The organism is Thalassolituus sp. (assembly GCF_034111725.1).
GTDB lineage: Bacteria > Pseudomonadota > Gammaproteobacteria > Pseudomonadales > Oceanobacteraceae > Thalassolituus.
The window spans coordinates 25808-48154 of record NZ_JAWUWR010000022.1 but is presented as its reverse complement, the minus strand read 5'-3'; the positions used below and the strand labels follow the sequence as shown (position 1 = coordinate 48154).

General features: G+C 45.6%; 21 protein-coding genes. 14 read left to right on the top strand and 7 right to left on the bottom strand.

Annotation, left to right across the window (positions count from 1 at the left end; genetic code table 11):
* Position 1: 1 nt before the first annotated feature.
* Positions 2–361, bottom strand: coding sequence for an HPF/RaiA family ribosome-associated protein (locus UXZ23_RS03435; RefSeq protein ID WP_320819247.1), 360 nt, complete (start codon positions 359–361; stop codon positions 2–4).
* Between the two features lie 122 nt (positions 362–483).
* On the opposite strand from UXZ23_RS03435, the gene UXZ23_RS03430 reads away from it, so the two are divergent.
* From UXZ23_RS03430 to trpE, 3 genes are all read left to right on the top strand, one after another.
* Positions 484–990, top strand: coding sequence for a hypothetical protein (locus UXZ23_RS03430; protein ID WP_320819246.1), 507 nt, complete (start codon positions 484–486; stop codon positions 988–990).
* Between the two features lie 78 nt (positions 991–1068).
* On the top strand, positions 1069–1740 hold the full coding sequence (locus UXZ23_RS03425; protein WP_320819245.1) for an HAD-IB family hydrolase: 672 nt from the start codon (positions 1069–1071) through the stop codon (positions 1738–1740).
* A gap of 232 nt (positions 1741–1972) precedes the next feature.
* Complete coding sequence (gene trpE / locus UXZ23_RS03420) at positions 1973–3457, top strand: anthranilate synthase component I (RefSeq protein WP_320819244.1); 1485 nt, start codon at positions 1973–1975, stop codon at positions 3455–3457.
* Positions 3458–3646: 189 nt separating this feature from the next.
* On the opposite strand, the gene UXZ23_RS03415 is transcribed toward trpE, so the two are convergent.
* A complete protein-coding gene (locus tag UXZ23_RS03415) occupies positions 3647–4342 on the bottom strand; it encodes a protein-tyrosine phosphatase family protein (RefSeq protein ID WP_320819243.1) in 696 nt (231 codons plus the stop codon).
* A 232-nt stretch (positions 4343–4574) separates the two neighbouring features.
* Here UXZ23_RS03415 and UXZ23_RS03410 point away from each other — a divergent pair, with 232 nt between their 5' ends.
* From UXZ23_RS03410 to trpC, 3 genes are read left to right on the top strand one after another with little or no spacing between them, the layout of a single operon-like run.
* Positions 4575–5168 carry an aminodeoxychorismate/anthranilate synthase component II gene (locus UXZ23_RS03410; protein ID WP_320819242.1) on the top strand — a complete coding sequence of 198 codons (594 nt, stop codon included), beginning with the start codon at positions 4575–4577 and terminating at the stop codon, positions 5166–5168.
* Between the two features lie 14 nt (positions 5169–5182).
* Positions 5183–6229, top strand: a complete 1047-nt coding sequence (trpD, locus tag UXZ23_RS03405; RefSeq protein WP_075274213.1) for an anthranilate phosphoribosyltransferase — start codon at positions 5183–5185, stop codon at positions 6227–6229.
* 42 nt (positions 6230–6271) lie between these two features.
* Positions 6272–7072, top strand: coding sequence for an indole-3-glycerol phosphate synthase TrpC (gene trpC, locus UXZ23_RS03400; protein ID WP_320819241.1), 801 nt, complete (start codon positions 6272–6274; stop codon positions 7070–7072).
* Between the two features lie 61 nt (positions 7073–7133).
* On the opposite strand, the gene crp is transcribed toward trpC, so the two are convergent.
* Positions 7134–7772 carry a cAMP-activated global transcriptional regulator CRP gene (gene crp, locus UXZ23_RS03395; RefSeq protein ID WP_320819240.1) on the bottom strand — a complete coding sequence of 213 codons (639 nt, stop codon included), beginning with the start codon at positions 7770–7772 and terminating at the stop codon, positions 7134–7136.
* A gap of 188 nt (positions 7773–7960) precedes the next feature.
* On the opposite strand from crp, the gene UXZ23_RS03390 reads away from it, so the two are divergent.
* Together UXZ23_RS03390 and speD are read left to right on the top strand one after the other, a co-directional pair.
* Entirely contained in the window at positions 7961–8383 is a 423-nt protein-coding gene (locus UXZ23_RS03390) for an OsmC family protein (protein WP_320819239.1), read from the top strand.
* A 35-nt stretch (positions 8384–8418) separates the two neighbouring features.
* A complete protein-coding gene (gene speD, locus UXZ23_RS03385; RefSeq protein WP_015485831.1) occupies positions 8419–9210 on the top strand; it encodes an adenosylmethionine decarboxylase in 792 nt (263 codons plus the stop codon).
* 68 nt (positions 9211–9278) lie between these two features.
* Here speD and UXZ23_RS03380 read toward each other — a convergent pair whose 3' ends face one another.
* Together UXZ23_RS03380 and UXZ23_RS03375 are read right to left on the bottom strand one after the other, a co-directional pair.
* A complete protein-coding gene (locus UXZ23_RS03380; RefSeq protein WP_320819238.1) occupies positions 9279–10283 on the bottom strand; it encodes a class I SAM-dependent methyltransferase in 1005 nt (334 codons plus the stop codon).
* The gene (locus UXZ23_RS03375; protein ID WP_320819237.1) at positions 10280–11197 is read right to left on the bottom strand and encodes a MerR family transcriptional regulator; all 918 of its coding nucleotides are present in this window, start codon (positions 11195–11197) and stop codon (positions 10280–10282) included. The genes UXZ23_RS03380 and UXZ23_RS03375 overlap by 4 nt, the downstream gene beginning before the upstream one ends.
* Positions 11198–11419: 222 nt before the next feature.
* Between UXZ23_RS03375 and UXZ23_RS03370 the strand changes: the two genes are divergently transcribed.
* Positions 11420–11887 carry a PAS domain-containing protein gene (locus UXZ23_RS03370; RefSeq protein WP_320819236.1) on the top strand — a complete coding sequence of 156 codons (468 nt, stop codon included), beginning with the start codon at positions 11420–11422 and terminating at the stop codon, positions 11885–11887.
* A 72-nt stretch (positions 11888–11959) separates the two neighbouring features.
* On the opposite strand, the gene ppa is transcribed toward UXZ23_RS03370, so the two are convergent.
* Positions 11960–12487, bottom strand: coding sequence for an inorganic diphosphatase (gene ppa / locus UXZ23_RS03365; protein WP_041588385.1), 528 nt, complete (start codon positions 12485–12487; stop codon positions 11960–11962).
* Positions 12488–12657: 170 nt separating this feature from the next.
* On the opposite strand from ppa, the gene UXZ23_RS03360 reads away from it, so the two are divergent.
* From UXZ23_RS03360 to UXZ23_RS03340, 5 genes are all read left to right on the top strand, one after another.
* On the top strand, positions 12658–14970 hold the full coding sequence (locus tag UXZ23_RS03360) for a TonB-dependent receptor plug domain-containing protein (RefSeq protein WP_320819235.1): 2313 nt from the start codon (positions 12658–12660) through the stop codon (positions 14968–14970).
* A gap of 55 nt (positions 14971–15025) precedes the next feature.
* Entirely contained in the window at positions 15026–15868 is an 843-nt protein-coding gene (locus UXZ23_RS03355; protein ID WP_320819234.1) for a hypothetical protein, read from the top strand.
* Positions 15869–16127: 259 nt separating this feature from the next.
* Positions 16128–18464 (top strand): TonB-dependent receptor plug domain-containing protein, encoded by a 2337-nt coding sequence (locus UXZ23_RS03350; RefSeq protein ID WP_320819233.1) that lies wholly within the window; start codon positions 16128–16130, stop codon positions 18462–18464.
* A 14-nt stretch (positions 18465–18478) separates the two neighbouring features.
* A complete protein-coding gene (locus UXZ23_RS03345) occupies positions 18479–19384 on the top strand; it encodes a hypothetical protein (protein ID WP_320819232.1) in 906 nt (301 codons plus the stop codon).
* Entirely contained in the window at positions 19371–21266 is a 1896-nt protein-coding gene (locus tag UXZ23_RS03340; protein WP_320819231.1) for a response regulator, read from the top strand. Before UXZ23_RS03345 ends, UXZ23_RS03340 begins: the two co-directional genes overlap by 14 nt.
* Before the next feature lie 32 nt (positions 21267–21298).
* Here UXZ23_RS03340 and UXZ23_RS03335 read toward each other — a convergent pair whose 3' ends face one another.
* Positions 21299–22273: a class 1 fructose-bisphosphatase gene (locus UXZ23_RS03335; protein WP_320819230.1), complete on the bottom strand. Its 975-nt coding sequence runs from the start codon at positions 22271–22273 to the stop codon at positions 21299–21301.
* Positions 22274–22347 lie beyond the last annotated feature (74 nt).

Genomic DNA, 22347 nt, shown 5'->3' with positions numbered 1-22347 from the left:
ATCAAATGGGGTTTGTAACTAGCCCTGCGCGACGACTTTTATCAGCTCGGCGCTTGTGAATCTTCAATACTTTTCGCTGGGCTTTTTCAAAGGCATCTCTAACCGCGACATACATATTCTCATGTTCAGGGTTGTCGTGATGGTCATGGGTGATTGCGACGGTTTCACCGGGAAGACCTACCTCTAGCGATACGTGGGCCAAGCGGCCTTTGTTACTGTGATTGTGCGGCATGGCAACGACGGCTCTGATACTCGTAATGTCGTCGAAGGTACTGCTGAGTTTACTGGCTTTTTCACGAATGTTTTGTTCAATTGCATCGGAGTGGCCGATGTCACGGAAGCTAATTTCCAAACCTTTCATACTCGCTCCTTTTGTTAGTTGCGTACTCAGGATGGACTATTCACATTACTCCTGCCGATTCTCAGGTCAACCAATTTTATCTAGCTATACTAAAATGATCACAAAATTGACAAGTTGTTGCCATGATCACTTTACTTTCATTTTATCGCGGAGAATGTTCGGATATTCAAGGGCTTAGCTTGGATGAGAGGTTGGGGATTGCGGCAAAGCAATGGCAAGAACTTGACACACTTTTACCTTGGTTATTCCCATGTGGCGCAGAAACTAATGGTGCTTTGGGTCTGTCTGAGAGCGAAATCCGTCAATTTGTGTTCGATGCAGAAGCGACATCTGGTCTGTACGATATGTTGCGAACTGTGCTGCCACTATTTGGCATTACCTTCTGGGATAGTGCTCAAGGTTATGCGGCGGAAGTACACGCAGAGCAGCTTGCCGACGCTGAGATTAGTGCACGGTGTGCGCTGTACTTGCCAGGGGTAGTAATTACATTGCAGCGCTTAGGTTTGGGGGCGCAGCAGCAGGCATTGGTTGCGGCGTTGCAGACCTATGCTGACGATTATGCAGACACCGCAGCAGCGAATATTTTGGCCATGACTGAGGAAATAGTTAAGCAGACGGATGGTCAGTAATAGTTTACTGCGCGCCGCTGTTGGCCTTTAGCGGCTGTGTGATAGGCTACCCCCTAAATACTGAACAAGGAGAACGACATGCGGGTCTATGATGTTCCCGTCGTGTTCTTCGATCTCGATGACTCCCTAATCAATAAAGACGCCAATAGCTTGTGGATTCGTTGGCGTTTTCGCAGTGAACGCTGGGCTATTGTCGAAGCGATGCTCGCCTTAGCCTCATTGTACCGAGCGTATAAGCGTGGCCGTGTTACTCATTGGCGCTTATCAAATTATTACCGCACTCGAACTCGCGGCATGAACCTAGCGAGTTATGAACGTCGCGTAGAACAGTTTTTTACCGAACGTGGCCAGCTGCATATATATCCTCAAGCCGCTTCTTTGTTGTTTGCTTATGAACGCCAAGGTACTGAATTGGTGATGATTACTGGTGCTGACCATGTGATAGCGGAAGCTTATGGACGTGCGCTTGGTATTCCGCACGTCATTAGCAATCGCTTGCGAGTAGAGGGGGAAAAGATCGTCGGATTAGAGCGCCCTATGTGTTATGGCAGTGGTAAGGTCGCTTTAGCGCAATCATTCCTTCAGGCACGGGGTTTATCCTTTGCTGACGCGGCGTTTTATACCGATAGCCATGCTGACATTCCCTTGCTTGAGTTGGTTGCTCAGCCAGTAGTGCTCAATCCTAATGAGAAACTGCGTAATGCTGCGACATTGCGCAATTGGCCTTGCCTTGATTGGCGCATAGAGTAAAACGTTAGACAGCAGCCGTGACTTGCCGCGCGGCGATCATCTGGTATAGTTCACTCATCATTTTTATTGCTTTTTACGGAGCTAGCGGTGTTTTTTCAATATAACCGCCCCCTACAACAGGGTCAGCATCTGACTCGTCGATGGTGTTAAACGCCACTCTTGTTGACCGCACCTAGACCTTATTTAGTGGTGTGCGGATTTTTTGCGCGTTTTTAACATTTCAAGGTTCTGTATGACTCCGCAACAATTTGCTGCTCTTGCTGAGCAGGGTTTCAATCGTATCCCAGTCGCTCGTCAGGTGTTGGCTGATCTCGATACGCCTTTAAGTACATATCTCAAATTGGCGAATGCGCCATATACCTACTTGTTTGAGTCTGTTCACGGCGGCGAAAAGTGGGGTCGATATTCCATGATCGGTTTGCCGTGTCGCGAGGTTATTCGCATTACAGGTAATACCGTTTTGCAAGAACGAGACGGCGACGTAATCGACCAAGTTGAAGTTGCTGATCCTCTGCAATTTATTAGTGATTTTCAGCAACGATATCGTGTGCCTCTTATGCCTGAATTGCCTAAGTTTGATGGCGGTTTAGTTGGCTATTTTGGTTACGATACAGTGCGTTATATCGAACCACGATTAAAAAATTCGTGCCCAGAGGATGAATTAAATACTCCTGATATTTTACTGATGGTATCGGAAGAGGTCGTAGTATTTGATAATTTAAGTGGGAAGTTGCATTTAATTGTATTGGCAGATCCAGCGGAAACGGATGCTCTAGCTAAAGCAGAATTACGATTGGAGGAATTACGTGAACAGCTCCGCCGACCTTACGTTGGCCCAGTTGGTGCTGCGTTAGCTCAGCCGAAAATAATTAATGAAGATGATTTTCGCTCCTTATTTGGCGAGCAAGAATTCATGGATGCGGTAGAGCAAATAAAAGAATATGTACTGTCTGGAGATATCATGCAGTGCGTTATTTCGCAACGTATGCAAGTTCCCTTCACCGGCGACCCAGTCAATGTTTACCGCGCCCTACGTACTTTAAATCCATCACCCTATATGTACTGCCTGAATTTAGGCGATTTTCATGTAGTTGGTTCATCGCCTGAAATTTTAGCGCGATTAGAAGATGGCGAAGTTACGGTTCGTCCGATTGCCGGTACGCGTTATCGTGGCCAAACGCACGAAGAAGATGTCGCTCTTGAAAAAGAGTTACTGTCTGATCCGAAAGAAATTGCCGAGCATTTAATGCTAATTGATTTAGGACGTAACGATGTTGGTCGTATCGCCAAGACTGGTCAAGTTGAAGTCACCGATCAAATGGTGGTTGAGCGCTACAGTCATGTTATGCACATCGTTTCTAATGTGACAGGCCAAGTTAAAGAAGGCATTACGGCTATGGATGTTCTACGAGCAGTGCATCCCGCTGGAACGTTGAGCGGTGCACCTAAAATTCGGGCCATGGAAATTATCGACGAATTTGAATCAACCAAGCGCGGTGTCTATGGCGGTGCGGTGGGGTATTTAAGTTGGAACGGTAATATGGATACGGCAATTGCGATTCGCACTGCCGTGATTAAAGATGGTTATCTTAATATTCAAGCCGGTGCTGGTGTTGTGGCAGATTCTATTCCAAGACTGGAATGGAAAGAAACTATGAATAAAGGCCGTGCCATGTTCCGTGCAGTCGCGATGGCTGAAGCTGGATTGGATCAATAGTTGTTAGTGCAAAGCGATGGCTGCAGCCATCGCTTTTTCTGCTTTATTTCAACATGGGTAGGGTTTCTTCTGTATTAAAATCCCACGGCGCAATAGAGTCGGTGTGACGTCATTATCTTCATTAATTACATCCCAATCCTCGTAAAGCATTCCTGAGTTTATGCACTGACGTTACAAATTATGCGAACTCTACCATTCGATCGATCCTCCTGAAGATACGCTTCCTGCTGGACCTGTAAAGGTAGAGCCGGAGCCAAAGTTTGCTGCCGTAAACGGTACGCCATTCATCATGGCGGGCGGCATGGCGTATGCGCCATTCGTCAGTGGCGGGAGATTTAAGGCTGCACGAATGGCATCGACTTGCGCGGGTTTTTCCACGCCAAACAGTTTCTTTAATGAGTAGAGGTTGCATAAGTCAGCGATGTTTACGGTAGGGTGGTGAACCGGTAAATGTTTAAGTAATGCCCATGCGGCGATGAAGGTGCCAGTGCGCCCTTCTCCGTAGCCGCAATGAACCATCGCTGCGTGAGCATTGAGGTTTTGCGCTTCAATTTGATTAGCGGCATCAATAAGAATATCCGCGCTGGGTGCTTGATAGTCGATGACTGGATAATGAATGTGCTCGATACCTCTTCTGCGCAGAGCGTTGATGCCCGGTACCTCCATCGGGCAATGATTCGCACTGATAATTAAACGTATGCCGGTGAACCAGATGCGGCCAGCTGTTTGATCGTCCATGGTTTGTATCGAATCATGATTCGTGTAGCCGGGTTGAGCACTGCGTGCAACTCTACTGTTTAGTGTCCACTGAAAATTTCTCAGCGTTAACGCAGACGTATTGTTGATTCTGTTGGTGTATGTATTTAATCCGTACTCAATGGCCATGATGATACTCCGTATTTGACTGGTTTTAGTCATATACGAAGCAGCTTGAGGAAAAGTTTCAAATGATTGATATTTTTGAATGTCAGCAATCAAATGGAGTGATTTTAGGTTTGGAGATTCGTTACATCGGGTGTCATTAATGCACATCAAGCTCTTTGATGTGTATATCAAAGGGGGTATTGCAGTATGATATCCGTCATTTTATGAATGAAACCAAAAGGTTCGGTTCGTTATGATCCTAATGATCGACAATTACGACTCGTTTACGTACAACGTCGTACAATATTTTGCTGAGTTAGGCGCGGATGTGCGTGTCTATCGCAATGATGAAATCACCATTGAGCAAATCGAAGCATTGAACCCCGACCACCTAGTGATTTCTCCCGGGCCTTGTACGCCGAACGAAGCGGGTATTTCTATGGCGGTGATTGAGCATTTCGCCGGCAAGTTACCTATTTTGGGTATTTGTTTAGGGCACCAAAGTATTGGACAGGTGTTTGGCGGTAAAATTATTCGAGCGGGGCAAGTGATGCACGGTAAAACATCGGCTGTTCACCATGCCAATTTAGGCGTATTTGCGAACCTGCCGAACCCATACAAGGCCACACGCTATCATTCGTTAGTCATTGATAAGAATCATTTGCCTGATTGCTTAGAGATTACTGCATGGACGGAAAATCAGGATGGCAGTATGGAAGAGATTATGGGCGTACGACATAAAACCTTGGCCGTAGAAGGCGTGCAATTTCATCCTGAGTCGATACTGACTGAGCATGGTCATGCACTCTTAAAGAATTTCTTAACCACGACACTGACTAGTCGCTAATAGGGGAGCAATGTATGGATATCCGCCAAGCACTAGCGCGTGTTGTTGAGCGACAAGACTTAACCACCGCAGAAATGATCGACGTTATGCGCTTAATCATGACGGGCCAGTGTGACGATGCGCAAATTGGTGCTTTCTTGGTGGCACTGCGCATGAAAAGCGAAAGTATTGATGAAATCGTTGGTGCCGTCACCGTGATGCGAGAGCTGGCGACCGGCGTTACGGTGAAGCAAGACCATGCAGTAGATATTGTCGGCACTGGTGGCGATGGTGCCAATTTATTTAATGTCTCAACTGCATCGTCATTTGTGGTTGCTGCAGCCGGTGGCACTGTGGCGAAACATGGTAATCGTGGCGTGTCGTCTAGTTCTGGTAGTGCGGATTTGTTAGAAGCTGCAGGTGTTAATTTAGCGCTAACCTCTGAGCAGGTAGCTCGTTGTATCAATGAGTTGGGCGTTGGCTTTATGTTCGCGCCATCACATCACAGTGCAATGAAGCATGCGATTGGCCCTCGTAAGTCTCTCGGTTTACGCACCATATTTAATATTCTTGGTCCTATGACCAATCCCGCTGGAGTCCGCAATCAAGTAATCGGCGTATTTTCAAAAGCTTTGGTTCGTCCTGTGGCGGAAGTATTGCAACGGTTAAATGGCGGCCATGTCATGGTCGTACATTCACAAGATGGGTTGGATGAAATTAGCTTAGCGGCACCCACCTATGTCTGCGAGTTGCGTAACAATGAATTAAAGGAATATGTATTAACACCTGAGCAAGTGGGTATTGAGTCGCAAGTATTAACTGGGCTTGAGATCGACAGCGCTGCGGCAAGCTTGACGCTGATTCGTGATGCTCTGGGTAAGCGTGAAACAGCTGCGGGGAAAAAAGCTGCGGATATGTTAGCAATTAATGCCGGTGCTGCGATTTATGTAGCAGGATTAGCAAAAGACTTAAAAGATGGCGTGGCGATGGCCGAAGATGCAATTTGTACGGGCCTAGCGTTAGAGAAAATGAACGAGCTGGTAAGTTTCTCAAATTACCTAGCAGCGGATAGTGCTGAATAATATTGTGGCGCTATTGTGCGCACGACGCGTTTGGAATTAATTATGAATACCCCAACAATACTAAAGAAAATTCTAGCAACGAAGGCGAGTGAAGTTGCTTTCCGTTCTAAAACTCATTCGTTGAATGAACTAAAAGCGCGTGCAGTGGATTGTGATAACGCTGAATTACGCGGCTTTTACCACGCAATGAAAGCCAAGGTTGAAGCTGGTTTACCTGCCGTCATTGCGGAAGTTAAAAAAGCATCACCGTCTAAAGGTGTATTTCGTGAAGATTTTGTACCCGAGGCCATTGCTGAATCCTACGAAAAGGGTGGCGCTGCGTGTTTGTCGGTATTAACGGATCGTGATTATTTTCAAGGCCATGAAGATTTTTTGGTGGCTGCGCGTAAAGCATGCTCGTTACCGGTAATTCGCAAAGACTTTTTAATTGATCCGTATCAGATTTATGAGGCTCGCCTACTCAATGCGGATTGTGTTCTCTTAATCGTTTCTGCATTGAGTAAAATGCAGCTGCAAGATTTAGAAGGCATTGCGCACGAGTTGGGTATGGATGTTTTGGTTGAAGTGCATGATGGTGAAGAACTAGAGACGGCACTGACATTGGCGACGCCATTGGTGGGTATCAATAACCGTAACTTGCATACGTTTGAATTAACGCTAGAAACCACCTTTGGTTTGTTGCCTTACGTACCAGCAGATCGTTTGTTGGTTACCGAAAGCGGTATTTTGATACCTGAGGATGTTGCGGCGATGCGTGAACGCAACGTCAATGCCTTCTTGGTGGGTGAGGCCTTTATGCGCTGTGATGAACCGGGTGAAGCCCTGCAGGCACTTTTTTTCTAAGAGTTATCAGTGCAATCAGGCGGGAGGTTCCTCCCGCTTGATCGATATTCGAAGTAATGACTTAACGCGTGCCGAATACCACAATCGTCTTACCGGCAACACTGATTAAGCCTTGTTCTTCCAAGCTTTTCAGTACTCGCCCAGCCATTTCTCGCGAACAACCAACAATACGGCCGATTTCTTGGCGTGTGATCTTGATTTGCATACCATCAGGGTGGGTCATGGCATCGGGTTGTTTACATAAATCCAGCAAGGTACCGGCAATGCGTCCTGTCACATCTAAAAATGCGAGATCGCCTGCTTTGCGCGTTGTACGAGTAAGTCTCTGAGCCATTTGACGAAAAATTCGGAATACGAGTTCAGTGTCGGCAGTAGCTAACTCGCGGAAACGCGAATACGAGATTTCAGCCACTTCACATACCGTCTTGGCGCGAACACTGGCAGTACGAGGGCTATTCGCTTCGTCGAATAAACCCATCTCACCAAAGAAGTCGCCTTCATTGAGGTAGGCCATGATCATCTCACGGCCCTCATCATCTTCGATCACAACACTGACTGATCCTTTCATTAGGTAGTAGAGTGTGTCGCTCGCATCGCCTGTGTTAATTAAGGTGGTGCGTGCTGGATAACGTTTCGTATGGCAATGCGTTAGAAAGTTCTCTAACGGTGCATGAATGGATGGAATACGCGGAATGATCATTTAGGGTTCCTTGCTGATCGCTGCTCCGATTATTACCTATCCGTTGGCACAGTAGAACCGTGGAAAGAGGCCAATTAGTCTTTTATCTCGTTTTTTTCGCTGATAACTGTGGTTTTTTTGCCCACTGAGTTATCTCAGTGGGGTAGCTGTGGTAATCTGCGCGCTTTCGTCAGGTAGCGGAGTTTTTCATGAAGGCGACGGTAAAGTGGGTCGATAATGCGATGTTCTTGGGTGAGTCTGGCAGTGGTCATGCCATTGTAATGGACGGGCCGGAAGACCACGGTGGCCGCAACATGGGGATTCGCCCTATGGAGATGCTGTTACTTGGCTTAGGTGGTTGTACTAGTTTTGATGTGATGAGCATTTTATCGAAGCAACGCCTTGATGTTCGTGATTGCGTTGCAGAAATTGAAGCGGAGCGCGCAGATGCTGTGCCGAGCGTTTTCACTAAGATTCACGTTCACTTCAAAGTCAGTGGCCGCAATTTAAAAGAATCGCTGGTCGAGCGGGCAGTAAAACTGTCGGCTGAAAAATATTGCTCGGCATCGATTATGTTAGAGCAAGCTGGCGTCGAAATTACCCATAGCTTTGCTGTAAGCGAAACAGACTAGAGCGGCTAGATCGCACGATATATGAGGATCTTGTATTGAATAACAAATTGCGACTTCATGGTTTCAACAACCTGACTAAGTCATTGAGCTTTAACATCTATGACATCTGTTATACCAAAACAGAAAAAGAGCGTCAGGAGTACATTGAGTATATTGATGAGCTCTATAGTGCAGAACGTCTGACTAAAATTTTAACGGACGTTGTTGATATCATTGGCGCAAATATCCTGAACGTAGCCCGTCAGGATTATGAGCCTCAAGGTGCGAGTGTGACCATTCTGGTTGCCGAGCATGAAACACCGCCAGCAGAAGAGCTGATGGAAGAAAATCCAGGTCCACTGCGTGATACTGTGGTCGCTCATTTGGATAAATCGCATGTTACCGTGCATACCTATCCTGAAAGTCATCCCCATGGTGGTATTAGCACCTTCCGCGCTGATATTGATGTGTCTACTTGTGGTTTGATTTCGCCGCTAAAAGCATTGAACTACCTGATTCATAGCTTTGATTCTGACATTGTGACGGTTGATTATCGTGTGCGCGGTTTTACGCGTGATGTCGATGGTGTGAAGCACTATATCGATCACAATATTAACTCGATTCAAAAGTATTTGACCGAAGATACTCGCAATGCGTATCAGATGATTGATGTGAACGTATATCAAGAGAACACCTTCCATACCAAGATGTTGTTGAAAGACTTTGAACTAGACAACTATTTGTTTGGTGAAGGTGTTAAGACTATGGATGCTGCTGAACGCGAAGACGTTGAGGCTAAACTGCGTAAAGAGATGTTAGAAATCTTCTACTCACGCAATATGCCGTAAGTTTTGAAAATTCTATGATCATCCCAGCGATAAGTATCGGTGGGGTGATCATCGAATAACATGTTCGCTTAGCGCGGTTCTTGCGCACAAATCAATTTAAAACCCTTCTCTTGTACCATGACTTCTACATGATCAAAGGCTTCTTGCGCCCATTCTTCATAGCCCAAATGGCGATTCGCGATTAGCCATAATTGTCCATCTTTAACCAAATGCTGCTTTGCTTCGATGAATAAGCGTCGAGCGAATTCATAATCGGTATTCTTACCTTGATGGAAGGGCGGATTGGTAATGATGAAATCAAAACGACCATCAATGCTGGTTAAGCCATCACTGTGCAGAATTTCAGCGGGTAACGCTAAGCGCATGCTGTTTAGCTGTGCGCTGCGGAGAGCAAATGCATCCACATCGGTTAGTACCACCTCTAATGACGGGCTGCGCTTTTTGAGGCTAAGCCCAATGACACCAGAGCCACAACCTAGGTCGAGTAGCCGGCCGTGCGCAGGAGCAGGAAGGTGTTCTAACAATACTGATGTGCCGCTATCTAAACTGCCATGACTGAACACACCGGGCAGGGTGAGGTAGTCTGAGCCATCCCATTTGAATGAGCGCCCCATGGCTAACCAGTTAAACTTTGCAACGGGTGTTAGATCGATGGACCACAATGAGCAATGGCGAGCGCTATCCAATTTTATCGCCGAGCTGCTGAATTCTTTGCAGGCACTGCCAATGCTTTTGCCGCCAGCGTCATTTGCGGCGACGACGTAGCAGCGCTTGGCAGTGGTGGCGATTAGCTGAATAAGCGCCTGGGCGAAAGGCTTGGCTTTCGGCCATAGTAAAATGACGGTGCGATCTTGCAGTTGATCCGTAGTTGGTAGCCCAAATGTGACCAAGTGATTGTCGATTTGATCTTGATAGGCTTGGGCGGTAAGCCAATCCCACGTATTGATCTGAATATTGTTCTTTTTCACAGTGGAAAGCCATTCACCACTGAAGTCTTTGGCTGAGCCTAGTAGCGTGGTGTTGGTGGCAAGTAAATCAGTATGGCGTAGTAGTAAATCGTATACGGCACTCATTCAGCTAGGCCTAGCAACATGTCTCGAACATTCATGGCGTCTTGCTGTAGGTCGCCGTTGAGGGTAATTAGCCCTTTTTGTCGTAAAATCGTTTGTTCGTCCGTTTGTTGGCCGATGACAAAAATAGCAGCACCCGATTCAAGGCTAATACGCTGTAGTTGCTGCTTTTGCACATCACTGGCGTGTTTAGGAATGCGCAATACAGCGCCTTGCCACTGTTGGTTCCTCAGCAACTCTGTGATGTCGTCAGCTGCGGTCAAGCCGGCTAAGCGCACGATGCGTAAGCCGAGTTGTTTAAGCAATATCGCCAGCAACAACAGATCAATATCGTCCTCTTGAGTGGTATTGGCAACCACAAGGGTACCTTGGTACTCAAGGTTACCTTCTTCGCCTAAGCGTCCAGCTAGTCGTCCTTGGAGGAAGCCACCGTAAAACTGCACACGGGCTTGCCCTAACGGCTGGGTAACTTGATCGCGCAAATGTTGATACATAGGGATCAATAAGAAGCGCAAGGCGATATCAATCGGAAAAAATTGACTAACCTCATCGGCAACGGTGTTCAATTGAGTCGCATCAAATTGTTGTACGCCTTTGGCTAATGCTGCTCGATACTGATGCCATTGTGACGGTTGCGGTTGGCTTATCAATATGGTTTCTGGCTCTGGATCGCCGCTATCTATCATGGCCTTAGCCTGCGATACCGGGACTCCGCGCTCTAATAAAGACACAACCTTACGGATAAGCTGAATATCGGATTCGGTGTAGAGTCTATGGCCTTTAGCCGTGCGTTTGGGCGTGATTAAACCGTAGCGTCGCTCCCATGCGCGAAGAGTAATTGCATTGACACCGGTCTCGTTCGAGACGACCCGTATAGGATAGTAAGCCGCTTGCGGCTCGGATGTTGGGGATGACATACCCTGGGCCTGTTCCTAAAATTGTACAAAGCTGAGCAAATTCTATAAGTAGTTATACAGAATGTAAAAGAATGTCCGAACCCATGCTCAGTATTCGGTCACACTTTCTACGTTTCTATGGACTTCCGTTCTAGCTGAAGGCGTAGTACCTTGTTCAAGGTTTGCCGTAACCGATTATGACCGACTGCGGCTTAGAGCGATATTTAATGGTGGAGTAAAGAGATGGTCATCGACCACAATGATGAGCAAGGGCCAATCAGTTTAGAGCTGTTGAAAAAAGCGGTAGATGCATCGAACGACGGCATTGTCATTGCAGAACAGGAAGGTGATGACAACATTCTGATCTACGCTAATAAGGCTTTTGAGCGTCTGACTGGCTATCATGTTGACGAAATTCTTTATCAAGATTGTCGGTTTTTACAGACGGGTGATCGTGATCAAACAGGTTTAGATACTATTCGCGAAGCGATTAAGCAAGGCAGTAGTGCTCGGGTTGTATTACGTAACTATCACAAAGATGGTTCGATGTTTTGGAATGAGCTGAGTATTTCGCCAATCTATAGCGATGAAGATCAGTTAACTTATTACATTGGAATACAAAAAGATGTAACGGCACAAGTGGAAGCAGAAGCACGAGCTAAAGCTGCCGAGCAAGAACTTGCTGATCTTCGGGCTACGTTAGCGCAGTAGAGCGACATCCGCCTTATTAAGAAAGGGAGCCTAGGCTCCCTTTTTTAATAACGATGATTTAAGCCATCGTTATTAGCCCTTATAGGCTGCAGCCGATTCGGTGATCATGCGACGAGCTTCGTCTGCATTGCCCCAGCCGCTGACTTTTACCCACTTACCTTTCTCTAAATCTTTGTAGTTTTCGAAGAAGTGAGAGATTTGCGCGCGTAATAGCTCAGGAACATCATCGATATCTTTTACATCGTTGTATAGCTGAGTCAGTTTCTCGTGCGGCACTGCTAACAACTTAGCGTCGCCACCGGCTTCGTCTTCCATATTAAGAACGCCAACAGGGCGGGCGCGAATAACTGAGCCAGGCTGAACAGGGTATGGAGTGATAACCAATACATCAAGAGCATCTCCGTCATCAGCCAATGTGTTAGAGATATAACCGTAGTTCGCTGGATAGAACATCGGGGTTGCCATGAAACGGTCAACCATCAGGGCGTCCATATCTTTGTCGATTTCGTATTTGATAGGGGAGTGGTTTGCAGGGATTTCAATCACGACGTAGATATCGTTCGGCAAGTCTTTGCCAGCTGGAATCGAGTTGTAGCTCATAACAGTTTCCATAGGTAGGTTGAATGTCTGGCCGAATTATAGCCGCAAGCCGCTATGGATGTCAGTTCGACGAGAGAATATGGCATAATTCATCTCCGAAGCGAGGTGGCAGGATGCATAGCAGGATGCCTTCGTTGTTGTAGAGTCAGGGAAAGCGGGAGCTGTAGTAGATGTTTTCAAGTCGAACGCTACATTCGATTGTATTACTTATCGTCATTTGGGTGATTAGTGCTGGTAGCCTTGCCAGTGAGGCCGACCTATCCGAATTTGATTTGCCATTGCAAGAATCAGATATCCCTGTTGTTCTTTCGGCTGCACGCTTGAAGCAGCCTCGCGCCGAAGTCCCCGCCAGTGTCACCGTCATTGAAGCTGAACAAATTGCTGCATGGGGAGTTCGATCCCTGCCAGATTTGCTGCGATTTGTTCCTGGCGTTTTTGTGACTCAAGAAAAGTATGAGCATAACCATGTCGTTGCCTACCACGGCTCGACTGCATACATGAGTCGGCGTTTACAGGTCTTGGTTGATGGACTATCGGTCTATAAAGGCGGTATTGCAATGGTGGTTTGGGATGATATTCCGATCGCCCTAGAGGACATTCAGCGAATAGAGTTCGTTCGGGGTCCTAGTTCGGCACTTTATGGTGCCAATGCATTTCTGGGTGTGGTCAGTATTACATCGAAAAAACCCGCCGATACTGAAGGTGTGCGTGTCAGTTATCGTGCTGGCAATCAAGAAGTACGCGACGTTATGGGCAGTATTTCTACGGTACATAGCGATAGTTCTTCGCGCTTAACAATGCAACAAACCGGCGATTCTGGTTTTGACGGAGTAGAAACTGATTCTTCTGATGCTCTAGAGGACAGCCGACGACATGGCTTTGCGACAGGGTATTACGCGCAAAATTTAGATGACGGTATACAGTTATCGCTGCAAGGTGGCTATAAATATGGTTACACCGATGTTCGGAAAGGACTGCTTTGGCAAGAACCGAGGAGTAATTTTGTTAAAGCCTATTATGGATCTGCACAAGCAGACTTTAATTTTTCAGCTTCACATCAATCATATCTACGTGTGTATTGGCAATTCGAGAAGCGCACACAAGAAGGCACGGCATGCATTCCCATCACCGCATTAGATAGTGATTTATATTCTGAGTGGGAGGTGAATCCGCAATGGGCGAAGTTCTTAGGTTTTGGTCTTCCATTAGCCTTTAACTCAGCCGATCCTGCTTTGGTTTATGCATCCAATCAGCTGCTACAACAACTGGCTTTTGACAGTTCAACGCCAGATGAACTAACTGCGATCATTGAGCAGGCGTTAGGAGAACGATATACCTTGTCGCAAGATGACGTCGACCTTGCTAAAGCGGTGGTGCTGCGTGCCTACAATGGCAGTGATTTTAGTCAATTTGGGCAAACAATGTGTACCGATGCGAATTTAAGTTACGAAGGCCAGCGTTCGGACTTTGAATGGCAAGATACGGTTCAATGGACGGATACATTACGCAGTGTAACGGGAATTAATATTCGACAAGACAACATTAAATCGGAAACGTATTTTGGTGGTATGGCAACCAGTTATTTGTATCGGGCTTTTGCAAATTTGGAATGGCGCGCAACAGAGTCCATTATCTTCAATGTCGCAGGTACTTATGAATACGAAAGTATCAATACCCCAGAATTATCGCCTCATATTGCTCTTAATTATTTACTATCACCTCGTCAAAGTGTCCGTTTTGTTTATTCTACTGCGATACGATCACCAGACAGCTACGAGCAAAATCCCGATTATCAGCATAAAGTTAGTGATATACCGGATAATTATTTAGGTGTTCAAGAAGCAACTTATTTTATTCATCAAGTTTATGATAATCGCCATGTGGAAAGTGAGAAAATCACCAGTTATGAAGTTGGTTATTACCACAATATTTCCAGTGTCGGCCTAGAAATGGATATCAAACTCTATCGTGAGGAATTGACTCAATTAATATCTCAATATGTTGGTATCGCAGCCCCATCTTTGTCGAATGACACTGAAATGAGTATGGAAGGAGTTGATTGGCAATTTCAGTGGGAAGTGAATGGAAAAAATTGGCTAAGGTTCGTTGGTGCCTACTTGGATACAGAAGTTCGCCCCGGTTCTACGTATTTATTCAGTCAGGATGAAATCGACGAGTTTCAAACTGCTGAGACACGCTTAAGCGCAGAGTACAGCGGCAATGTTAGCTGGCATCATAAAGGGGAAGGCTGGAATTCAACCTTCTCATACTTTTGGAATTCCGCTTATGATTCAAATGAAGCTGATCCCAACGATTACCGGCGTTACGAGGTGAACCTACAAAAGTTGTGGCGTTACAGAAAGCTTACGCCCAGCATTACTTTGTTTTGGCACCATTTAGTGGATGATGGTCAGCTCTTAGAAACAGAGCAAGTGTATGCCACTAATGATCTTTACTCCATTCGCTTTGGAGTTAATTTTTAATGCAGTTGTCTTTGAAAAATGTTATTCGCCGAGACACTCTGTGAAGTGTTTGTTAATGGGTGTTTTGCTGATTTTCTCTTCTTCGCTGTGGGCTGAGAAAGTCGCTATTGTCGTGCAAAAAGCAATTCCGGCAGTGAATATTTTAGCTCAAAGAGTAGCGGAGAAAACAGATTTTACTGTGACAGTTATTTTGGCCGAGCAATTTAAGAAGTCGCTTTACGATTGTGTAGTATTGGTGGGTGATCGGCCTCTAGAAACTTGGGATGTAGATATCGATATTCCCGTGATTAGTATTCTTAGTAGCAGAGCCGCTGTAGAAAATGCATCTTTTTTAAGTAGTGCGATTTATGTCGAGCCTCCTTTGGGCCGCCAAGTGGCGTTGGTGCGGTTGATTTTAAGTGATGCAGAAAACTTAGGTGTCCTTGTTCTAAATGACGATTTCAATAGGTTGTCACAGGAAATTAGTCAACTACCAAAATCTTCTAAAATAAGGCTTTATAATATTGATAAATATGACTCATTTAATAGAGCCTTGATTGATCTCCTCTCGGATAATCGAGTTCTGATAGGGCAGTATGATTCAGATATCTACAGTGCTAATAACATCGAAAATATTTTAATTACCGCCTATAGACATAACGTTCCCTTAGTTGGGCCGTCGCATGCCTATATTAATGCAGGCGCTTTAGCATCAATCTACAGTGATTTGACCGATGTTGCTCAGCGCTTGAGTGAAATTTTATTAGGGGGAGTGGATCGCAATAATTGGGCCCAGCCGGATTATAACTCATATTTTTCTGTCAGTTATAATCATCAAGTTGCTCGTTCACTTAATTTAAATTTACCGGATGCGACTGCTGTTGCTGCTAAAATTAAGCAAGCTGAACAGCAAAAGTAGAGTTTTCTGCAGGATGCGGTATTTGCGTATAGAAGGAGTATTGCTTAAAGCCGATGAATAGGAATACCTTGTTGACCTCTGTATCATTGTCATAATACTTATGCGCATGTAGATAGATAGTTTAACGGGATGAAGAATGACTTTAGATCAGCTGCTATGCTAGTACCCGTTAATGGTTTGATTAAGTCTTGAATAAAAGAACGCGTGCCGGCGATGGAATGTGGTGCATTAACAACGATCATCGAATTAGCAGGTACACATGCTTTTGAAGAACACGATATTTTTTGGTTTGATTTTAACCTCGTTTACCATTAGCGAAGAGGTGTTAGCTGATGATATGGCTGCTTTTGACCCCCTGACCGATGGCGACTTTGGCGGTTTGTCGCTGCAAGATGATATCCCTGTGGCTCTCACTGCTGCCCGTTTAAAACAGCCGAGAGCTGAAGTACCTGCCAGTATCACTGTTATTGAAGCGAAACAAATCGAGGCTTGGGGGGTGAGAACTATTCCCGACCTTATGCGCTTTGTTCCTGGGGTTTTCGTGGGGCATGGCGACGATCAAAATAATCGAGCCATTGCGTATCACGCTTCAAGTCCAAATATTATGCGTCGTTTGCAAGTATTGGTGGATGGTCGCTCGGTATTTAAAGCCGGTATTGCCGACGTTGTGTGGGATGATATTCCAGTAGCGATGGAAGATATTCAGCGCGTTGAAGTCGTGCGCGGTCCTAATGCTGCCAGTTATGGCGCTAATGCGTTTCTTGGCGTAATCAATATCGTCACTAAGCATCCTGCAGATACCCAAGGTACAAACATACGTTTTCGGAAAGGGAATCAAGGCGTAGAAGACAGCTTAGTGAGCTATTCGGGTAGCGTAAATGATGACGCCTATCGATTAACATTACAGCAGAATGCGGACAACGGCTTTGATGGCCGCAATTCGTCGAATGGCGAGGATGATTGGCGCGATTCTCGTCGTCATAGTTTTGCCAGTGTGTATTACGACCATAGAATCAGCGATCAAACCCAGCTTAACTGGGAAGCGGCTTACAAATATGGCAATACGGATATTCGCCAGAATGATTTTGATGTGGGTTATCCAGATCAAATGACGCGTCAGGGTTTCGTGATGGGGAAGTTGATTCATGAATTTAGCCAAGATCACTTTTCCCATCTACAAGCTTATTGGCAGAGTGATCGTCGTACTCAAGAGGCATCCAGTTGCAGTTCGACCATATCATTCGATCCTGTTTTGTTGGCCGAGTATCGGGCAAACCCTGAATGGACTAAGTTTGTTGCATTAGCGCTGCCAAGTATTTATGCCGACAGTAACTCAGATACTCAAACCCTGGCTGCGGCCAATTCTCTAGTGGGCGGAATTGCTACGAACTCGCTTACGCCTGAGCAAGTTGAGCAATTGATTGAAGACAATCTAGGCGAAACCTATACCTTGCAACAAAGCGATTTAGATGTTGCTGCTGTCGCCTTTGGTAATGCCTACAACGGCAGCGATTTCTCGCAACTAGGTCAACTGGCATGTGGTGCTAATGATTTTAATGTGAGTGAAGATCGCTACGATGTCGAGTGGCAAGATACGGTGCAGTGGACGCCGCAATTGCGCACGGTATCGGGCATTAGCTATCGCCGTGATAGCGTTGATTCGGCCACCTATTTTAAAGGCGCCGTCCATAACGATACCTATCGTGTATTTGCTAACGGTGAATGGCGAGCATTAACTCATTTGGTATTCAACGTCGGGGGGATGTATGAAAATGAGGATTCTAATGCTAGTGCATTCTCACCTCGTTTAGCAGCTAATCTGTTACTAACTCAGCAGCAGAGTTTACGTCTTGTTTATTCTCAAGCAGTTCGTTCTCCTGATTTATTAGAAAAAAAGCCAAACTATTCGGTGGTTGTTCGGGGTTTAACCGATAACTATTTGAATTTAGACGATGGTATCTTTTTTATGAATCAAGTTCCGGGGACGAGGGATCTTGATCATGAAAAAATCACCAGTGTTGAGCTTGGCTACTACGGTAAGTTGCCGGAATTAAATTTGGAACTGGACGTTAAAGTTTACAAAGACAGTCTGAGTCAGTTGATATCCAATACCATTGCATTGAATTCCGTGTATATCGCCTCTGACACTAAGATGGATGTAAAGGGTGTGGATTGGCAATTAAATTGGCAATTCAACCGTAACAATTGGCTATGGTGGTCTGGTGCTTATGTCGATGCCAACGTTCGCCTCGGAGACACCACTCGGCTGAACGCCAAGGAAACTGATCGTTTGGCCAAAGTCGAGCGGCGTTTAAGCGCGGAGTGGAGTAATAATGTTAGTTGGCATCATGATGGCAATAACTGGGGCTCGACTCTGACCTACTTCTGGCATAGCAGTTACAACGACTTTGATAATACGGAACCGTACTATCGCCGGTTTGAAGCTAATTTGACTAAAACATGGTCAGCGAAAGGGTACAAACCTGAAGTGGGCTTGTTTTGGCATCACTTGGTTGATGATTCTAGGCTTGTTTATCCAGATCAGGTCTATTCTGTTAATGATATCTACTCCTTTCGGGCCGGAATTACTTTTTGATATGGATGATGTGCATGGATGCTCTGAAACCGTTATGGCATCGTAAAGCGATTATTGTTCTGTGGTGTTCGTTGCTGTTTAGCGTGACGAGCATCGCCGATGTGGCTTTTGTCGTGCGTGAGCGCCAGCCGATGGCGGAGCAGATGGCAAAAACTATCGCTCAGAGTCTGCAAATACCATCCCAGTTATTGACCCTAGGCGATAACCAAGTCGATTGGTCTAGTTTCGATGCTATCGTACTGCTTGGTGAGCCCGTTCTCGATGCTTGGCAAGCGCCAACCGACAGCCCGATAGTGGCGGTGTTCGTTAGCCGCGAGAGTGCGCAGCGACGCTCTGCTCTTTTAAAGTCCGCCATCTATGTCGAACCGCCGTTATCTCGTCAAATTGCGCTGAGTAAAATCTTGTTGGGATTTGATGTGCATCTCGGTGTTTTAGTTTCAGATGCGTTTGCTGTAAGCGCTGCAGATGAAGTCGCTAAGGCTCGGCGAGATGAGCTTGTTAATGTTTACCCACTCTCGGATTTGAACAACTTAAATCGTACATTGATTGAATTACTTGCTGACAATCAAGCATTGGTTGGTGTTTACGATAGTGAGCTATACAGTCCTAACAATATCAAAAATATTTTAATAACAGCCTATCGGCAGAATCGACCTTTAATTGGGCCTTCTAGCGCTTATATAAAAGCGGGATCACTAGCGTCTACCTACAGCGACTTAGATGATGTTAGTAAACGCTTAATTGAAATTTTGTCGGCTGGTTTGAAGAAAAAAAAATGGGCTAAACAGGACTATAACCCATATTTTCAAGTGCGCTACAACGAGCAGGTTGGGCGTTCATTAAATCTATCTTTGCCGGAAGTTAATGACGTTGTACATGCATTAACAAAAGCTGAGGGAGATCATCATGAACTTCCGTGATTGGTCGATCCGTCGTCGCATTATGCTCCTCAGTACTCTGCCAGTGTTGTTGACAGTTGCCTTGCTTACCGCGTTGCACATGATGGAGCGCTGGTCTGACGTTCATCGTGAAAACGAAAGTATTGCGCGTTTAATGATCGAGAATATCGGGGCATCGGCGGAATACCCCTTGATTTCAGGTAATTATGAATTATTGATGCCACTGATTGATGCCGCCTTGGCTCAGCCCGCGATCGTGCTGGTGCGAATTAGTAATGCCAATGGCGAGCTAGTAATTGATCGCCAGTCTAATTCGTATATGGGATTAAGCTTGTCTGAAATACGTCTATTGCATAGCGACATCAACCGCGAAATTGTCTCCCTCAGCGAGTTTTCTAGTTTTAATGAATATGATCGTACCATTCAAGAATTAGGCTACATCGAGTTGGGCATGACGGATCGTTTTGGCCGCGATCGCGAGCTATCTATTTTACGTCAGTCTCTGTTTACAGGTTTGGCGGTGGTTATTTTAGCGGCACTGATAGGTCGTTATATGGGGATGACGATTGTGCGACCATTGGAATCTTTATCCGGCTTTATTCGGCAATTAGCGCGCGGAGAGAACTGGCGCAGAATTGATGTAAACGACGGTGCAGAGATAGGCAACCTACAAGATGATGGTAATCGACTGGCCTTAACTCTAGAAAAAGCGGAAGCAGAACATGAACGCTTTACTAGCCAATTACTGCAAGAACAGCAAAAAACGCGTGAAGCCAGTCAAGCTAAAAGCCAATTTTTAGCCATGATGAGTCATGAATTGCGGACACCCTTAAATGGTGCTGTTGGTATGCTCCAACTTATGGATCAAAGCAGTTCGGAAATGGAATTCAATGATCAAAAGCGTCACGCTGATACATCTTTAGCGCATCTCACTCAGTTGCTTGATGATGTCATGGTCGTTGTCGATACCGATAGTAGTCAGCTACCAGTGATTTACGAATATTGTGATATTGCTATTGCAATGGAGCCGCTATTTGCCGATTTGAGCGGTAAGGCAAGTCGCAAGGGATTATCATTAATAGTTGATATCGATCCGGTTTTTTTGCACACAGAGATTTATTTACCTAAGTCTTTAGTTCGGCAATTATTACGACATTTGTCGGATAATGCCCTGAAATTTACCCAGCAAGGCGTTGTGGTGATTGAGCTACAGTATTTACGTGACGACAGCGAAAAGCTGCGAATTGTTGTGCGGGATTCGGGGATCGGTATTCCCGCAGATCAGCAAAGCCAAGTACTTGAAGCTTTTTCTCAAGTGAGCTCTTCGTTTAATCGTCGTTACGATGGCTTAGGGTTGGGATTAACAATTTGCCATCATATCAGCCAAATATTAGCTGGGCATATTGCATTTGAAGATAACCCAGGTGGTGGTACTTGTGTCGCGGTTACTATTCCCTTGATATCGCCGCAAAGTAATGAAAATGATACGGTTAAGGCAGCGCCCACTTCGACAACTCGAGGTAAAGTACTGATTGTTGAAGATAACGAAGTTAATTTAAAAGTGGCTGAAAAAATGTTGAATAAAGTCGCTCCCGATGTCCAAATTAGCTCGGTCGGTTCTGGTGAAGACTGTATAAGTTTAATTCAGCATCAGGGACGACATTTTGATCTTATTTTACTGGATTGCCAAATGCCGGGAATGGATGGTTTTGAGACGAGCGAACAGCTAAGAAAATATGGTTTTTCGGGAGCGATTGTTGCCTGTACGGCGAATACTACTGATAAAATCGAGCAGCGATGCATGGATGCAGGTATGGATGATTATATGGCGAAGCCAATCCGCCTAGACAATATTCGAGATATGTTGGACCGATGGCTGAAAGAAATAGAAACGACAGGTTGATAACTGCCGCTTCCATTTAATTAACATATAAATCAGTTTTTTACGTGGTAGCCGATCGCTGTTTCTACTTCTTGCGATGACCCCATTACAACGGATACACGTTGGTGAATACCTTCAGGTTTAACGGTCATAATATTTTCGAAAGCGGTGGATGCCTTACCACCTGCCTGCTCTACTAACATACTCATTGGATTGCCTTCATACATTAAACGTAGCTTGCCTGGCTTACCTGGGTCACGGCTGTCGTATGGGTACATGAAAATACCACCACGAGTAAGAATGCGGTGAATTTCAGCAACCATGGATGCAATCCAGCGCATGTTGTAGCGTTTACCCAATGGACCTTCTTCGCCTTGCAGTAAATCAGCAACGTATTGCTGCATCTCAGGCAACCAGAAGCGCTGGTTTGACATATTAATGGCAAATTCTTGAGTCGTTTCAGATATGCGGATGTTTTGGCGTTCTAACACAAATTCGCCAATGCGCGGGTCTAATGTAAAAGAAAAGACGCCATCGCCTGTTGTCAGTACTAGTAGGGTCGATGGGCCGTATAGTACGTAACCCGCAGCGACTTGTTGTTTACCTGATTGCAAATACGCGGCTTCGGTTGCCGCGTCGGAATCAGCAGCGGCCTTCAGGATCGAAAAGATGGTACCGACGGTTACGTTTACATCGATGTTGGAGGAGCCGTCTAATGGATCGAATAAGACTAAATATTCACCGGTCGCATTGCATGCAACTGGTAATTCTTCTTCTTCGCTGGCTAAACCTTTGACGTTAGGAATGGCAGCTAAACAATCTTTGATGAGATCGTTGGAGATAACATCTAATTTTTTTTGGCATTCACCTTGAACGTTTTCTTGTTCGGCACTGCCAAGTACGCCAGCGAGAGATCCTAGGTGCAGACGATAAGCAATGTCTTTACAGGCAACCATCAGTCCATCAATGATCTCTATCACCGCGGTGTTGTCGCAATGGCCATCCAAAAACGTCCGTAAGCGTTGCATGTTATCGTCCTCATCGGTAAGCAAAAGGTTAAACTGGCGGGCATACTACCTGAAACTCTAAGGAAATTCAGCGC

Coding starts and splice junctions, on each gene's coding strand:
- UXZ23_RS03435 (WP_320819247.1), bottom strand. CDS start 361: ATGAAAGGTTTGGAAATTAGCTTCCGTGACATCGGCCACTCCGATGCA.
- UXZ23_RS03430 (WP_320819246.1), top strand. CDS start 484: ATGATCACTTTACTTTCATTTTATCGCGGAGAATGTTCGGATATTCAA.
- UXZ23_RS03425 (WP_320819245.1), top strand. CDS start 1,069: ATGCGGGTCTATGATGTTCCCGTCGTGTTCTTCGATCTCGATGACTCC.
- trpE (WP_320819244.1), top strand. CDS start 1,973: ATGACTCCGCAACAATTTGCTGCTCTTGCTGAGCAGGGTTTCAATCGT.
- UXZ23_RS03415 (WP_320819243.1), bottom strand. CDS start 4,342: ATGGCCATTGAGTACGGATTAAATACATACACCAACAGAATCAACAAT.
- UXZ23_RS03410 (WP_320819242.1), top strand. CDS start 4,575: ATGATCCTAATGATCGACAATTACGACTCGTTTACGTACAACGTCGTA.
- trpD (WP_075274213.1), top strand. CDS start 5,183: ATGGATATCCGCCAAGCACTAGCGCGTGTTGTTGAGCGACAAGACTTA.
- trpC (WP_320819241.1), top strand. CDS start 6,272: ATGAATACCCCAACAATACTAAAGAAAATTCTAGCAACGAAGGCGAGT.
- crp (WP_320819240.1), bottom strand. CDS start 7,772: ATGATCATTCCGCGTATTCCATCCATTCATGCACCGTTAGAGAACTTT.
- UXZ23_RS03390 (WP_320819239.1), top strand. CDS start 7,961: ATGAAGGCGACGGTAAAGTGGGTCGATAATGCGATGTTCTTGGGTGAG.
- UXZ23_RS03380 (WP_320819238.1), bottom strand. CDS start 10,283: ATGAGTGCCGTATACGATTTACTACTACGCCATACTGATTTACTTGCC.
- UXZ23_RS03375 (WP_320819237.1), bottom strand. CDS start 11,197: ATGTCATCCCCAACATCCGAGCCGCAAGCGGCTTACTATCCTATACGG.
- UXZ23_RS03370 (WP_320819236.1), top strand. CDS start 11,420: ATGGTCATCGACCACAATGATGAGCAAGGGCCAATCAGTTTAGAGCTG.
- ppa (WP_041588385.1), bottom strand. CDS start 12,487: ATGAGCTACAACTCGATTCCAGCTGGCAAAGACTTGCCGAACGATATC.
- UXZ23_RS03360 (WP_320819235.1), top strand. CDS start 12,658: ATGTTTTCAAGTCGAACGCTACATTCGATTGTATTACTTATCGTCATT.
- UXZ23_RS03355 (WP_320819234.1), top strand. CDS start 15,026: ATGGGTGTTTTGCTGATTTTCTCTTCTTCGCTGTGGGCTGAGAAAGTC.
- UXZ23_RS03350 (WP_320819233.1), top strand. CDS start 16,128: ATGCTTTTGAAGAACACGATATTTTTTGGTTTGATTTTAACCTCGTTT.
- UXZ23_RS03345 (WP_320819232.1), top strand. CDS start 18,479: ATGGATGCTCTGAAACCGTTATGGCATCGTAAAGCGATTATTGTTCTG.
- UXZ23_RS03340 (WP_320819231.1), top strand. CDS start 19,371: ATGAACTTCCGTGATTGGTCGATCCGTCGTCGCATTATGCTCCTCAGT.
- UXZ23_RS03335 (WP_320819230.1), bottom strand. CDS start 22,273: ATGCAACGCTTACGGACGTTTTTGGATGGCCATTGCGACAACACCGCG.